13 protein-coding genes are annotated in these 14,046 nt (G+C 61.9%); 6 read left to right on the plus strand and 7 right to left on the minus strand.

The features are described 5' to 3' along the window. Positions 1-23: 23 nt before the first annotated feature. Both HX881_RS17010 and yaaA read right to left on the minus strand, forming a co-directional pair. Positions 24-1,340: a nucleotide sugar dehydrogenase gene (locus HX881_RS17010; protein ID WP_017124113.1), complete on the minus strand. Its 1,317-nt coding sequence runs from the start codon at positions 1,338-1,340 to the stop codon at positions 24-26. 959 nt (positions 1,341-2,299) lie between these two features. Further along, entirely contained in the window at positions 2,300-3,079 is a 780-nt protein-coding gene (yaaA, locus tag HX881_RS17015; RefSeq protein ID WP_017124112.1) for a peroxide stress protein YaaA, read from the minus strand. A 299-nt stretch (positions 3,080-3,378) separates the two neighbouring features. On the opposite strand from yaaA, the gene HX881_RS17020 reads away from it, so the two are divergent. The 6 genes from HX881_RS17020 (at position 3,379) to HX881_RS17045 (ending at position 8,725) form a co-directional block, all read left to right on the plus strand. Next, the gene (locus HX881_RS17020; protein ID WP_177085601.1) at positions 3,379-4,503 is read left to right on the plus strand and encodes a polysaccharide deacetylase family protein; all 1,125 of its coding nucleotides are present in this window, start codon (positions 3,379-3,381) and stop codon (positions 4,501-4,503) included. 337 nt (positions 4,504-4,840) lie between these two features. Then, the gene (locus HX881_RS17025; RefSeq protein ID WP_017124110.1) at positions 4,841-6,235 is read left to right on the plus strand and encodes a PhoH family protein; all 1,395 of its coding nucleotides are present in this window, start codon (positions 4,841-4,843) and stop codon (positions 6,233-6,235) included. A gap of 230 nt (positions 6,236-6,465) precedes the next feature. Continuing rightward, positions 6,466-6,936, plus strand: a complete 471-nt coding sequence (moaC, locus tag HX881_RS17030; RefSeq protein WP_177085603.1) for a cyclic pyranopterin monophosphate synthase MoaC — start codon at positions 6,466-6,468, stop codon at positions 6,934-6,936. After that, a complete protein-coding gene (locus HX881_RS17035) occupies positions 6,936-7,181 on the plus strand; it encodes a MoaD/ThiS family protein (protein WP_177085605.1) in 246 nt (81 codons plus the stop codon). The genes moaC and HX881_RS17035 overlap by 1 nt, the downstream gene beginning before the upstream one ends. Position 7,182: 1 nt before the next feature. Beyond that, positions 7,183-7,632, plus strand: coding sequence for a molybdopterin synthase catalytic subunit MoaE (gene moaE, locus HX881_RS17040; protein WP_177085607.1), 450 nt, complete (start codon positions 7,183-7,185; stop codon positions 7,630-7,632). A gap of 316 nt (positions 7,633-7,948) precedes the next feature. After that, positions 7,949-8,725 (plus strand): ABC transporter substrate-binding protein, encoded by a 777-nt coding sequence (locus tag HX881_RS17045; protein ID WP_177085609.1) that lies wholly within the window; start codon positions 7,949-7,951, stop codon positions 8,723-8,725. A 127-nt stretch (positions 8,726-8,852) separates the two neighbouring features. On the opposite strand, the gene HX881_RS17050 is transcribed toward HX881_RS17045, so the two are convergent. From HX881_RS17050 to HX881_RS17070, 5 genes are all read right to left on the minus strand, one after another. Continuing rightward, a complete protein-coding gene (locus HX881_RS17050; protein ID WP_177085610.1) occupies positions 8,853-9,482 on the minus strand; it encodes a helix-turn-helix transcriptional regulator in 630 nt (209 codons plus the stop codon). 69 nt (positions 9,483-9,551) lie between these two features. Further along, positions 9,552-10,679 (minus strand): NAD(P)/FAD-dependent oxidoreductase, encoded by a 1,128-nt coding sequence (locus tag HX881_RS17055; RefSeq protein WP_177085612.1) that lies wholly within the window; start codon positions 10,677-10,679, stop codon positions 9,552-9,554. A 25-nt stretch (positions 10,680-10,704) separates the two neighbouring features. Continuing rightward, positions 10,705-11,652 (minus strand): ornithine cyclodeaminase family protein, encoded by a 948-nt coding sequence (locus tag HX881_RS17060; RefSeq protein WP_177085614.1) that lies wholly within the window; start codon positions 11,650-11,652, stop codon positions 10,705-10,707. Positions 11,653-11,786: 134 nt separating this feature from the next. Next, positions 11,787-13,262 carry an ATP-dependent RNA helicase RhlB gene (rhlB, locus tag HX881_RS17065; RefSeq protein WP_177085615.1) on the minus strand — a complete coding sequence of 492 codons (1,476 nt, stop codon included), beginning with the start codon at positions 13,260-13,262 and terminating at the stop codon, positions 11,787-11,789. A gap of 75 nt (positions 13,263-13,337) precedes the next feature. Then, a complete protein-coding gene (locus HX881_RS17070; protein WP_177085617.1) occupies positions 13,338-13,994 on the minus strand; it encodes an alpha/beta hydrolase in 657 nt (218 codons plus the stop codon). Positions 13,995-14,046 lie beyond the last annotated feature (52 nt).

A 14,046-nucleotide genomic window follows, 5' to 3' on the forward strand; every position in this document is an offset into this window, starting at 1 on the left:
AACCGCGCAGCGGTTGGGTTGGTTTACCAACAGATACCTTCGGTCCGGCCACTCGCACTGGTGGCCTTGGACATGAAGCCGACCAGGTCGATGACCTGTTTGCCGTGCGGGGCGTTCTCCGCCAGGGCGCGGAACTTCTCGTCACGGTTGCCGAGGATGATCACGTCGCTGTTGCCCACGACCTCGTCGAAGTCGGCGTTGAGCAGGGACGATACGTGGGGGATCTTCGACTCGATGTAGTCCTTGTTCGCGCCATGGACACGGGCGTACTCGACGTTCTTGTCGTAGATGCTCAGGTCGAAACCCTTGCCGATGAGCATTTCCGCCAGTTCCACCAGCGGGCTTTCGCGCAGGTCGTCGGTGCCGGCCTTGAAGCTCAGGCCGAGCAGGGCGACCTTGCGCTTGTCGTGGCTGGCGACGATGTCGAAGGCGTTCTGCACCTGGCTCTCGTTGCTGCGCATCAGCGAGTTGAGCAGCGGCGACTGGACGTCCAGGGAGCCGGCGCGGTAGGTCAGGGCGCGGACATCCTTGGGCAGGCAGGAACCGCCGAAGGCGAAGCCCGGACGCATGTAGTACTGGGACAGGTTGAGGGTCTTGTCCTGGCAGACCACATCCATCACTTCGCGGCCATCGACGCCGACGGCCTTGGCGATGTTGCCGATCTCGTTGGCGAAGGTCACCTTGGTGGCGTGCCAGACGTTGCAGGTGTACTTGATCATCTCGGCGACTTCGATGTCCTTGCGGATGATCGGGGCGTCGAGTTCTTCGTAGAGGGCTTGCAGGACGTCGCCGGAAGCGCTGTCGAATTCGCCGATGACGGTCATCGGCGGGAAGTCGTAGTCCTTGATCGCGGTGCTTTCACGCAGGAACTCGGGGTTGACCGCGACGCCGAAGTCGACGCCGGCCTTCTTGCCCGAGCAGTCTTCGAGGATCGGGATCACCACGTTTTTCACGGTGCCCGGCAATACGGTGCTGCGTACGACGATGGTGTGGCGGGTGGTCTTGTCACGCAGGACAAAACCGATTTCACGGCACACCGATTCGATGTAGTTCAGTTCCAGGTCACCGTTCTTCTTGCTCGGTGTGCCGACGCACAGCATCGACAGGTCGGTGGCGCGAATCGCTTCGGCAAAATCGGTGGTACCACGCAGTCGACCGCTGGAAATACCCTGCGCCAACAGCGCTTCCAACCCCGGCTCGACAATCGGCGATTTGCCGCTGTTGATCAGGTCGATCTTGTCTTTGGAGATATCAACGCCAACGACATCATGACCCCGTGCAGACAGGCAACCGGCACATACTGCACCGACGTAACCCAAACCAAATATGCTAATGCGCATCGCATTTACCTCTGTCTTAATCACGCCATTAAATGGCCGGAGTTAATGTAGCCAGTAACCGTATTGCTCTCGAAGTGTGACCAAATGAAGTCACCTCCCCGAGTGCAGGCATATAAGTGTCGAGTGGCTAAATAATTGCACTCAAGTTGGGCGAAACTTGGCCTTGTTATAGGGGACGTGCCCCTTCATGTGGCCGGCCTTCATCGGGAAGACCCTTGCCAGCGTGCTCGAAACTCTGTTATGCCCGCGCTAGGGCCTTTTGAATCAACAGGTTATAAGTCACTTGCAAGTGCTTTGTCTGAGGGCCCGCCTTGGCCTGTATAGGGGATATTAATGGTGCGTATCTCCTGTCCTTTTGATTGAGTTGAAACTGTGGGGTGCGGTTGTAAGTCGCTGATGGCAACTTAAACATGTCATCCCGCCGCCACGTAAGTCATCTCTTACAAATTCTCCGAGAATCGTTACGGGTGGTATGAGCAACGCTTTGGAACATAAGTTCCTGTCCGCTCATCCTGTTTTCGAAAATTTTTGAAATATTATGAAAGATGGCACTGCTTTCATATTGATAGCACTTTCCGTTTCGCCCTTTAGTTACGGGGATGAAAAATGCCTAGATGGTTGTATGCCACTACGGAAAAAAATTTCCGGTGCCACTACGCAAAAAAATGCGAAATGTCGAGTGAAAGAAATTTCATGGTTGTTACAGTCAATTTGTTGGCGTCAAATAATTGATTTTTTGCTGCTGCGGGGAGGGGGGATGCACAGGGATCGTCGGCGATTACACATTGCGTGTAATGCACCGAGTAGGTGCAGGGTAACAGAAATGTGGGTCGTCTGTTGCTCGTTCCCACGCTCCGTGTGGGAACGCAACCCATGACGCTGCGCGTCACCTCGGGAGCGCACTCGCGGCGTCCAGTGAGGCGTACCTTTGCTGCGCGTGGAAACGATCGGGCAGGGTGTTACTCCGGCGCGTGATCGCGCAGGAACACCAGGTTGTCCGGCTTGGACAGTTCTGTGCTGAATCGGTAGCCTTGTTCGTCGAACGTCTTCAACTGTTCGGGGTTCTCGAGGCGTTCCCGGATCACAAAACGCGCCATCATGCCGCGGGCTTTTTTCGCATAGAAGCTGATGATCTTGTACTGCCCGTTCTTCTGGTCGCGGAATTCGGTATTGATGATCCGCGCCTTCAGCGCCGGGCGCTTGACTGCCGAGAAGTACTCGTTCGAGGCCAGGTTCAGCAGCACGTCGTCACCCTGTTCGGCCAGGGCTTCGTTCAGCCATTCGCTGATGCGCGTGCCCCAGAAGGCATAAAGGTCCTTGCCCCGGGCATTGGCGAACTTCGTGCCCATTTCCAGGCGATAGGGCTGCATCAGGTCCAGCGGGCGCAACAGGCCGTAGAGGCCGGAGAGCATGCGCAGATGGGTCTGGGTGAAGTCGAAGTCGGCGTCGCTGAAGTCTTCGGCGCGCAGGCCGGTGTAGACGTCGCCCTTGAAGGCCAGCAGCGCCTGCTTGGCATTGTCTGGGGTAAAGGCCGGGTTCCAGCTGCCGAAGCGCGCGGCGTTGAGGCCGCCGATCTTGTCGGAAACGTGCATCAGCTCGCTGATCTGCGCCGGGCTGAGGGTGCGCAATTGTTCGATCAGTTCCTGGGAATGGTCGAGGTATTGCGGCTGGGTGAAGCGTTTCGTCACCGGTGGTGTTTCGAAATCGAGGGTCTTGGCGGGGGAAATCACCATCAGCATGAAGTCGTCTCCTGTAATCGTCGGGGGATTCTAGGGGCTTGGGCGGTTTGACTCCACCTATGATGGCGATAGAGCAGAGGGTGCAAGGCTTGCGGACCTCTTCGCGGGCAAGCCAGCTCCCACAATGTCAGCGTTCGGGCGCCTTTTCATGGCTTCTTCGCTGGCGAACCCGCTCCCACATCAGGCCGCAAACCCGTGGGAGCGGGCTTGCCCGCGAAGAGGCCGCTACAGGCTCCACGAGAGTCAGGATTGTCAGATCGGCTATAGTGCGCGGCGGGTTCTGAAATGGAGTCACCCTTTTGCGTATCGTTCTTTTCTTCTCGGCCCTGCTGGCCTGCCTCGCCGCCGTCGCCGCGCCGAACGACGCGGCGACCCTGGATCGCGGCACCTGGCCGGAACAGTTGAGCAGCCCGACCCTGTTCGATGTCGCCTCGCGGGCGGAAATCCTCACTTTCGCCCACGCCCTGCTGATCAGCGAAATGACCGATGAGCCGGCACTGCGGCAGCGCCTTGGCCTCAAGCAGATCAACCTGGCGTCGATCAACCGGGTGCGCGCCCGTCTCTGGCAGCGTCTGTTGGAAAACTACAATTTCGCCCAGCAGAGCTGCGAGCAGGATGCTTCCTTCTGTTATTACGTCGAGGACATGGACAGCCTGCGCGAACAGGCCGGCAAGTTCCGGGTGGCCGAGGATTCCTTCTATGCCCGCTGGGCCGAGCCGAGCCGGGCGTTTCACGAGCGCTATCTGGACGAGTTGCTGCGCATGGCCGCGCTGTTTCCCCAGACCAGCAGCGAGATCGCCCTGTTCGGCGAGCCTGAGCGTAACGGCGAGGCGTTCCATGACCGGCTGTTCCTGCTGACCTTCGACGGCGGCCCCGGGGCTTCGGCGGGCAACACCGACGAACTGACCGCGTACCTGCGCCGGCAGAAGATGAACGGTCTGTTCTTTGTCCTCGGCAGTGCCTTGCAGGCGCGGGTCGACAAGACCTCGATCATGGCCGTGCGCGATCTCTATAAAGAGCAGTGCGTGGGTATCCAGGGCTGGCAGTATCGTTCCCACAGCCATTGGCAGGACTGGCAGGACTCGGTCCAGCGTAGCGCCATGCTGGCGCAGCGCGTGTTGCCGGAGAACTATCAGCCCTTGTTCCGTCCGCCCTACGGGCAGCGCCAGGCGGACAGCGGGGCGTTCTTCAAGTCCCAGGGGTTGCAGGTGGTGTTGTGGGATATCGATTCCGCCGACGCCACCGGCAAGCTTACCGCCGAGCAGTCGGCCCAGCGGGTGATGACCCTGATGTTGTTGTGGCGTCGTGGCGTGATCGTCTTCCATGACACTCAGGACAAGGCCCTCGGCGCATTGCCCTGGCTGCTCAGGCAGACCGCTGAAAGCGGGCTTGGCTGGAAAGGCTGTGATGACGCGTTTCGATAGGAAGAGCGAGAAGCCCGTATTTGCTGGGCTTGTGGGAAATTTCTTACGAAATTCAGTGCAGGCGGACTTCCGACTTTAACGGTGTCCGGCCAGCTCGCCAAGGGCTATTCGTCACTCTGAAAAATAAACTTCAAAAAAGCGTCAAAGTGCTTTTTCCTGTCACGGGTTTTGCGGTATTACGGAGTCAGACCGCCGAAACCTGCGACACAGGTGGCGTCTCCCAAGGCCCTACCTTGTGCACAGAGCGCCTGTCCCCTCCAGGCGAATTCGGCGGTCACTTCGAGGCGCGATACCGTCAAGGTCTCGCGTCGACTGGCTCCCACAAAGGTGACCGAGTATGGATGATCACGGACGCACTCCTTCTTCCAACCAGCCAATCCTTTACGTGCTCGATACCAACGTACTGATCCACGATCCAAACGCACTGCTCAACTTCGAAGAACACCACGTCGCCATCCCGATGACCGTCCTGGAGGAACTCGACAAGCTCAAGAGCGGCCACCACAGCGTGGCTTCCGAATGTCGCCAGGCGATCCGCCTGATCGACAAGACCCTGGGCGATGCCAGCCCCGAGGATGTCGAGCTGGGTGTACCGATCCAGCGCGGCAAGAGCGGGCCGAAGGGCCTGCTGTCGATCCTGATGAGCAAGCGCAGCGAACCCAATGTGCTGCTGCCGGAAAACCTCAACGACAACATCATCATCAACCAGCTGGTCGACATGCACGCGCGCGACAAGGGGCTGCGCCTGGTGCTGGTGACCAAAGACATCAACATGCGCCTCAAGGCGCGCGCCTGCGGTATCGCTTCCGAGGACTACAGCACCGACCAACTGGTCGACGACGTCGACCTGCTGCCCAAGGGCTTCCACAATGTGGTCGGCTCCTTCTGGGACCGTGTCAGCAAGGTCGAGACCCGTCAGGACCATGGTCGCACCTGGCACCAGGTGCAAATGACCGACAACCTGCCGGCCGTGCACGTCAACGAATTCATCATCGATGAGCAAGGGTTTGTCGGCTGGGTCAAGGAGATCCGCGCCGATGTGCTGTTGATCCTCGATCTGCATCAGGAGCCCCTGTTGCACCAGGAAGCCTGGGGCCTGAAACCGCGTGACATCTATCAAAGCCTGGCGCTGTTCGCGCTGCTCGATCCGGATATCCACCTGGTCAACCTGACCGGCGCCGCCGGTTCCGGGAAAACCATCCTGGCCCTGGCGGCTGCCATCGAGCAGACCATGGTCAGCAAGCGCTACCGCCGTATCATCGCGACCCGCAGCGTGCAGGGCCTGGACCAGGAAATCGGTTTCCTGCCCGGCACCGAGGCGGAGAAGATGGAGCCCTGGCTGGGAGCGATCACCGACAACCTCGAAGCCCTGCACATGGATGACGAAAACACCCATGGCAGCGTCGACTACATCCTCAGCAAGGTGCCGTTGCAGTTCAAATCCCTCAACTACATCCGAGGTCGCAGCTTCCAGCAGAGCCTGATCCTGATCGATGAATGCCAGAACCTCACGCCGCACCAGATGAAGACCATCATCACCCGTGCCGGCGCCGGTTCGAAAGTGGTGTGCCTGGGCAACCTGGCACAGATCGACACCCCTTACCTGTCCGCGACCAGTTCCGGGCTGACCTACCTGACCGAACGCTTCAAGGATTTCCCGAACGGCGTGCACATCACCCTGCAGGGCGTGCCGCGTTCGATCCTGGCCGAATACGCCGAATCCCACCTGTAATTTCATCCACACCCGAGGGGCGGCCAGGCGGCCGCCCTTTTTTATGGGTCATGAGGTCTCTGCGGGAGCCGGCTTGCCGGCGATGGGGCCGGTGAGGCTTGCAGCGTCTGGTCGGTCGCCATCGCGGGCCAGCCCGCTCCTGCCATCGGCGTGCATGCGCAGGTCTTGCGGGGCGTGCGTAAAGCTGACCCGCAGGTTTACAATCGACGCTCCTGATCAGGAGTATCGCTGTGCTGACTCATCTCGATTCCCAAGGTCGCGCCAATATGGTCGACGTCACCGACAAGGCCGTGACCTTCCGCGAGGCGGTGGCCGAAGCGCGAGTGCGCATGTTGCCCGAGACCCTGCAAATGATTGTCAGCGGCGGTCACCCGAAAGGGGATGTGTTCGCCGTGGCGCGAATTGCCGGTATCCAGGCCGCGAAGAAAACCTCCGAGCTGATTCCCCTCTGCCATCCGCTGATGCTCACCAGCGTCAAGGTCGAGTTGAGCGCCGAGGGCAGCGACGCGGTGCGGATCGTCGCCCGCTGCAAGCTGTCCGGCCAGACCGGGGTGGAAATGGAAGCGCTGACCGCGGCCAGTGTGGCGGCGCTGACGATCTACGACATGTGCAAGGCGGTGGATCGCGGCATGATCATCGAGCATGTACGCCTGCTGGAGAAGCTGGGCGGCAAGAGCGGTCACTATCAGGTGGATGCGTGATGACGTTCGATGTGCAGTTTTTTGCCCGTTACCGGGAGGTGCTCGGGGTAGACGCCGAACAGGTTGAAGGTGACTTCACCGATATCGGGCAGTTGCGCCAGCATCTGTTGCAGCGGGGCGGGGCCTGGGCGGTGCTGGCCGAACAGAGCCTGATGTGCGCGCGCAACCAGGAGCTGTGCTCGTTGGACGAGCCCCTGGCCGAGGGTGATGAAGTGGCGTTTTTCCCTACCGTGACCGGAGGCTGACATGGCGGTTCGCGTCCAGGCCGGGGCCTTCGATCCCGGTGTTGAGGTCAATGCGTTGCACGCGGCCAATGTCGGTGTCGGCGCGGTGGTCGCTTTTGTCGGCTATGTCCGCGATTTCAACGATGGGCGGGATGTGGCGGGGATGTTCCTCGAACATTACCCGGGCATGACCGAGAAGGCCCTGGAGAAGATCGTCGACGAGGCCGCGCAGCGCTGGCCGTTGCTCCGGCTGGAGGTGTTGCACCGGGTCGGCGCCCTGGAACCGGGCGAGCCGATCGTGTTTGTCGGCGTGGCCAGTGCCCATCGTCAGGCGGCCTTCGACGCCTGCAATTTCGTCATGGATTACCTCAAGACCCGCGCGCCGTTCTGGAAGAAGGAAAATACCGCCGAAGGCCCGCGCTGGGTCGAGGGGCGGGACAGCGACCAGGCGGCGGCCGAACGCTGGAAGTAGCATTTGCAATAGCCGCTTACCCAATCGTTCCCATGCTCCGCGTTCGCTTCGGGTCTGTGACGCGGAGCGTCACGGGCTGCGTTCCCACGCGGAGCGTGGGAACGATCAATGCAGGGCGCGGGCTGGCCGGACCGCCGCGAAGGCACCTGTGAAATCACTGCGAACCTCTCCTTCCCGCCCCCTCGGGCAGGCTGTATTTGCTCGTTGACGTTATGTACATAAAAGTCCAGTATGGATTTATAAGTACAAAATAGAGTTGTCCTCTTCTGTCCACTGCCGTGCCACAACACCTCCAATAACAAGCGGGAGCCCCAGCATGAAGAAGTTCACCCGGATCTGTGCCGTCACCCTGAGCCTGCTCGCCAGTGCCAGCCCGTTCGCCGCCGAGAAGACCTTGCGTATCGGCATCGAGGCAGCCTATCCGCCCTTTGCCTTCAAGACCTCGGAGGGCAAGATCAGCGGCTTCGACTACGACATCGGCAATGCCTTGTGCGCGCAGATGGAGGTCAAGTGCGAATGGATCGAAGGCGAGTTCGACGGACTGATTCCGTCGCTGAAGGTCAAGAAGATCGACGCGGCGCTGTCATCGATGACCATTACCGACGAACGCAAGAAGTCGGTGGATTTCACCCACAAGTACTACTTCACTTCATCGCGGCTGGTGATGAAGGAGGGCGCGGTGGTGGACGACCAGTACGCCAGCCTCAAGGGCAAGACCATCGGCGTGCAGCGCGCGACCACCACCGACCGCTACGCCACCGAGGTCTTCGAGCCACGGGGGATCAAGGTGGTGCGCTACAGCAACAACGAAGAGATCTACATGGACCTGGCTTCGGGCCGCCTGGATGGCATCTTTGCCGACACCATTCCGTTGAGCGACTTCCTGGCGATGCCACGGGGCGCCGGTTATGGGTTTGTCGGGCCCGAACTGAAGGATCCGAAGTATGTCGGCGAAGGCGCCGGGATCGCTGTGCGCAAGGGCAACAGCGAGTTGCTGGGCCAGTTGAACAAGGCCATCGAGGGTATCCGTGCCAGTGGCGAGTACCAGAAGATCGAGGGCAAGTATTTCAAGTCGGATATCTACGGCGACTGAGTGTCAAAACACCGCGTTCCCTGTAGGAGCCTGGCTTGCCAGCGAAGCTTCTGGCGGCCCCGAGGGCCTCTTCGCCGGCAAGCCGGGCTCCTGCAGGTGGGGTGTTCCTGTCAGGATCCGGTTGTGCTCAGACCTCTGCCTTCAATTCCTTCAGGTGCTTGTACACCGTCGCCCGTCCCATGTTCAGCACGTTCGCCACATAGTTGGCCGCGCTCTTGCCCTTGAAGGCACCTTCGGCGTGCAGCGCCAGCACCAGCTCGCGCTTGTGGTCGCGGGTCAGCAGGTTGAGCCCCAGTTGTCGGTGGCGCAGCCAGCTGTGCAGGAAGGTGTTGATCCGCTCCTGCCAGTCATCGCGAAACAGTGCGTCGGGCTGCGGCACCAGTTTGCTGGGTGAGAGAAACAGGTCCAGCGCGGCCTTGGCGCTTTCGAACAGGGAAATATTCAGGTTGATGCACAGCACCGCCAGCGGGGTGCCCTGGCTGTCGCGCAGGACCGTGCTGACACTGCGAATCTTCTGGCCGTCCCAGTTGAGCTTTTCATAGGGGCCGATATTGCGCTCGCTGACTTCCTCGTCAAGCATGTCTTCCAGGGCCGCGTCGTCGCCGATCTCGCGTTTGGAGATGTTGTTGGCGATGTAGTCGACCTTTTGGGTGCGCAGATCATGCAGCACCACTTCCGCGTGGGGAAAGAACAAGGTGGCAATGGCGTCGGCAATCGCCCGGAAATTATCCAGGGCGGGATCCTGTCGGGGTGTCATGGTCATTCTCCAGGCTGCGTCAGCGCCCCGGTAAGGGCGCTGGCAGTGTGCCGTAATCGCCGGCGGTCGTCATCCCAGGCGGGCAGGCGAGAGCATCGCGGCCGTCAGGCCGAAGTGTTGCAGATGTTCGGGCAGGGCCTGGCCACGCACCAGGGCGGCACTGGCCTGGCCCATGGCGGGGGAGGTCTGGATGCCATAACCGCCTTGCGCCGCGACCCAGAACAGGCCCGCGACCGCCGAATCGAAACCGGCCACCAAGTTGCCATCGCTGACAAAGCTGCGCAGGCCGGCCCAGGTGCGGGTCGGACGGCGAATGCTCAGGGTGGTGGCTTCCTCGATCTGGTAGATGCCCATGGCAATGTCCAGTTCCTCGGGCTGCACGTCGTGGGGTTCGACCGGGTCGGCGTTGGCCGGCGAACCGAGGAACATGCCGGCATCCGGTTTCATGTAGAACGATTCGTCGAGGCTGACCAGCATCGGCCAGTGGTGGCTGTCCAGGCCCTCCGGGGGCGCGAAGATAAAGGCGGCCCGCCGTTTCGGCTGCAGGCCCAGTGCGGCGGCGCCGGCCAGTTGAGCGATCCGGTCGGCCCAGGCGCCGGCGGCGTTGATGATCACCGGGGCGCTGAAGGTCTGTCCGTTGGTCCGCACCTGCCAGAGGCCGTCGGCATCGCGCTCCAGTCCGAGGACTTCGCAGTCGGTATGGATTGCCCCGTGCCGGCGGCGAATGCCGCGCAGGTAGCCCTGGTGCAGGGCGTCGGTGTCGATATCGCAGGCACTGGGGTCATAGAGGGCGCCGTGGACCTTGTCCCGACGCAGGATCGGCAGGCGGGCGCAGGCTTCGTCGGCGCTGAGCTTCTGCACTTCGGGCACGCTGGCCTTGGCGCTCAGGTACTGCGACTGCAATTCATCCGGGTCGCCGGTGAAGTCCACGGTCATCTCGCCACGGGGCGTGAGCAGCAGGTGTTCGACGAAGCCGGCGGGTGGATGATCGAAAAAGTCCCGGCTGGCGAGGGTCAGGGCGCGCACCTGGGCGGTGCCGTAGGCGGCGCTGTAGAGGGCGGCCGAACGTCCGGTGGAATGGTAGGCCGGGTGCGACTCGCGTTCGAGCACGATGACCCGGCCGTGTTCGGCCAGCCAGAAGCCGGTGGAGGCGCCGGCTATGCCGCCGCCGATGATGATGAAGTCTGCCTGGTGCATTCAAGGCCTCCGGGAAAAGGTGTGGTCAGCGGGCGTCGTGCAGATGATAGAGCGCATTGGCCAGTGCGATGTCTTCCAGGCCGAGGCCGATGGAGCGGAAGAACACGTGCTGTGCGTACTGCGGGCGTGGAACCTGTCCACTGAGCAATTCTGCCAGGTCGCCGCGAATGCTCTCGGCCTGCCAGTCGTGCTGCGTGCTGGCGATCAGCATTTCTCCCGCCGAGGCAGGCGTGGTCTGGCGGTAGTCGCAGTAGACCTGCATCTCGCCCAGGCAGTGCGGCGGGACTTCATGGGCGCGTGGCGCGTTGGTGCTGATGGAGGTGATCAGTGCCGGCTTGCCCAGGGCGCGCGGGTCGATGACCGGCGTGGCGGAGGAAGTGCAGAGCATGATGACATCGGCGTCATCCAGGGCCGCGTCGAGGCTGTCGGCGATTTCCAGGCTGGCTTCGATGCCGTGCAGGCGCCCCCGGGTCTCGGCAGCGAGGTTGGGTGAATACAGGCGGATGCCTTGCCATTCGCGCAGGTTCCTGGTGTAGCGCAGGTGCGCCTGGGCCACCGGGCCGCTGCCGATTATCGCCAGGCGGCTGGCGGTCGGTGGGGCCAGGGCATCCACGGCCACGGCGGTGGTTGCCGCGGTGCGCGCGGTGGTCAGTTCGCCGGCGTCGCAAAGCAGCAGTGGCTGGCCGCTGTCCATGGACATCAGCAGGGTCCAGGCCGTGACCAGCGGGCCTTGTTCGCGCACGATGTAGGGTGAGGTCTTGACGCCGTAGACGCGCTCCTCGGCCAGCACCCCCAGGTAGTTGATGAAGTCGCCGTCGCCTTGTGGGAACCCGACCAGTTGCTGGGCGGGCTGCACCGCCTGCCCGGCCGCGAGGTCCCGAAACAGTTTGCGCATGATCTGCGGCACGTCGATTTGCTGCAGCAACTGATGAGCCTGCGGCTGGGCAATCACATAAGGTGTGGGGCTGGACATGCGAGGGGCTCCCTTGGCTTTTTGTTAAACTATTTTGTCCATTATGGACTTTTAGTTTAATTCGGCAATCGGCGAGCGAAAAAAAACGCCGCCCTGGAAAAGGCGGCGTTCTTGCGTGGCGCTGGCGGCGTGCGTCAAGGACGCTGGCGGACCACCGGGCGCAACAGTTCGGTTGGCGGGGTTTCGCAACTGATCTTGCGTCCCAGCAAGGCTTCGATCGAGGGCAACTGGTAGGAGTCGTCTTCCCCGGCGAAGCTGATGGACACGCCATCGGCTCCGGCACGACCGGTGCGGCCGATGCGGTGCACGTAGTCGTCCGGCACTTCCGGCAGGGTGAAGTTGATCACATGGCTGATGCCGTCGATATGGATCCCGCGACCGGCGACGTCGGTGGCGACAAGGACGCGGATCTTGCCTTCGCGGAAACCTTCCAGGGTCTTGATGCGCTTGTGCTGCGGCACGTCGCCCGACAGCTGGGCGGCATTGACGCCGTCACGCACCAGGCGCTCCTCGATCCGGCGTACTTCGTCCTTGCGGTTGGCGAAGACCATGACCCGTTCCCAACCGTTGTCGGTGACCAGGTTGTACAGCAGCTTGTACTTGTCGGCACCGGCCACGGCATAGATATGCTGTTCGACGTTCTGGCTGGCGACGTTCTGCGATTCGATCTCGACGATCGCCGGGTCGGTGGTCCACTGCTTGGCGAGGTTCATCACGTCTTCGGTGAAGGTCGCGGAGAACAGCAGGGTCTGGCGTTCGCTTTTCGGCGGGGTCTGGCGAATGATCTGGCGGACCTGGGGGATGAAGCCCATGTCGAGCATGCGGTCGGCTTCGTCCAGCACCATCACCTCGACCATGTCCAGGTGCACTTCGCCGCGCTGGTTGAAGTCCAGCAGGCGGCCCGGGGTGGCGACGAGGATGTCGCAATGGCGGGCCTCGAGGTGCTTGAGCTGCTTGTCGAAGTCCATGCCACCGACGAATTGCATGACGTTGAGGCCGGTGTACTTGGTCAGGTCGGCGGCGTCCTTGGCGATCTGTACCACCAGTTCGCGGGTCGGCGCGATGATCAGTGCCCGCGGCTCGCCCATGTAGCGCTCTTTCGGCGGCGGGGTCTGCAGCAGCTGGGTGATGATCGAGATCAGGAACGCGGCGGTCTTGCCGGTACCGGTCTGGGCACGCCCGATGGCGTCCTTGCCGGCCAGGGTGTAGCCGAGCACCTGCGCCTGGATCGGCGTGCAATAGGGAAAGCCCAGGTCCTGGATGGCGTGCATCAGTTCCGGCGACAGCTTGAAGTCGTGGAAGCGGGTCTTGCCTTCCTGTGGCTCGACGACGAAGTCTTCGAGTTTCCACGGCAAGGGCTTGGGTTTCGGCGCTCGTTCACGGCGCGGTTGTTCGGCCCTGGGCTTTTCGCTGCGCGGCTTTTCGGCCTGCTCTGGCGCAACGGAAGGGGTTACCGGCTGGGCTTTCGGTTTGGCGGCAGGCTCGGCGCGCCCCGACGGTTGGCCGGCGGTGCGGCTGTCTGGGCTGGGGGTGGGAGCGCTGGGACCTGGTGCGAGCTGCTCAGCCTCGCTTTTACCGAATATTTTTTTGAGTGCTTTGAGCACGGTCATCTCATCAATTGGTTAAGGAATGTACGCCGGCCAGTGTAATGCAAGAATCGGGCGCGGCGTAGTGCGTTACGGCGATCAGCGCAAACGATCGGCCAGCCAGGTCCCGATGTCGTTGATTTCCTCAGGTAACACTTCGTGCCCCATTGGGTATTCCTGCCATGTCACGGTGACATCAAGGCGCTTCAGGTGCTCGTAGGCCGTGCGACCCATGGCGTTCTGCACCACCTCGTCGTAATGGCCGTGCAGGCAGTACACCGGAATCCGCTGCTGGCTGGCCGAAAGCTGCAGGCTGTCGCTGAAGGTCGGGGCGTAGGTCGACAGGGCGAGCACGCCACCCAGGGCGCCTTGCCATCTCAGGAAAGCGGTATGCAGGACCACGGCGCCGCCCTGGGAGAAGCCGGCCAGGAAGATCCGCGCCGGGTCGATCCCCGCGGCCCGCTGGGCTTCGATCAATTCGATGACGGTGGCGGCCGAGGCTTCGAGCTCTTCGTGGCTGATGGAGCGGGCCGGGCTCATGGCCAGGATGTCGTACCAGCTGGGCATCGCGTAGCCGCCGTTGATCGTCACCGCGCGGGTCGGCGCCTGGGGCAGCACGAAGCGGGTGGTCAGCAGGCGTTCCTGCAGGGCCTCGGCCACGGGCAGGAAGTCATAGCGGTCCGCGCCCAGGCCGTGAAGCCAGATAACACAGGCGTCGGCGGGCTTGGCGGGGTGAATGATCAGGGGATCGGTCATGTCTGCTCCATTGGTGTGCGTGCGCTCCGATTGAGTGCGTTATTGCGGTGCA

Source organism: Pseudomonas gingeri (assembly GCF_013386115.1).
Classification (GTDB): Bacteria; Pseudomonadota; Gammaproteobacteria; order Pseudomonadales; family Pseudomonadaceae; genus Aquipseudomonas; species Aquipseudomonas gingeri.

Excerpts from the sequence above, each read along its gene's own strand:
- HX881_RS17010 (WP_017124113.1), bottom strand. The coding sequence starts at position 1,340 with ATGCGCATTAGCATATTTGGTTTGGGTTACGTCGGTGCAGTATGTGCC.
- yaaA (WP_017124112.1), bottom strand. The coding sequence starts at position 3,079 with ATGCTGATGGTGATTTCCCCCGCCAAGACCCTCGATTTCGAAACACCA.
- HX881_RS17025 (WP_017124110.1), top strand. The coding sequence starts at position 4,841 with ATGGATGATCACGGACGCACTCCTTCTTCCAACCAGCCAATCCTTTAC.
- HX881_RS17035 (WP_177085605.1), top strand. The coding sequence starts at position 6,936 with ATGACGTTCGATGTGCAGTTTTTTGCCCGTTACCGGGAGGTGCTCGGG.
- moaE (WP_177085607.1), top strand. The coding sequence starts at position 7,183 with ATGGCGGTTCGCGTCCAGGCCGGGGCCTTCGATCCCGGTGTTGAGGTC.
- HX881_RS17045 (WP_177085609.1), top strand. The coding sequence starts at position 7,949 with ATGAAGAAGTTCACCCGGATCTGTGCCGTCACCCTGAGCCTGCTCGCC.
- HX881_RS17050 (WP_177085610.1), bottom strand. The coding sequence starts at position 9,482 with ATGACACCCCGACAGGATCCCGCCCTGGATAATTTCCGGGCGATTGCC.
- HX881_RS17055 (WP_177085612.1), bottom strand. The coding sequence starts at position 10,679 with ATGCACCAGGCAGACTTCATCATCATCGGCGGCGGCATAGCCGGCGCC.
- HX881_RS17060 (WP_177085614.1), bottom strand. The coding sequence starts at position 11,652 with ATGTCCAGCCCCACACCTTATGTGATTGCCCAGCCGCAGGCTCATCAG.
- rhlB (WP_177085615.1), bottom strand. The coding sequence starts at position 13,262 with ATGACCGTGCTCAAAGCACTCAAAAAAATATTCGGTAAAAGCGAGGCT.
- HX881_RS17070 (WP_177085617.1), bottom strand. The coding sequence starts at position 13,994 with ATGACCGATCCCCTGATCATTCACCCCGCCAAGCCCGCCGACGCCTGT.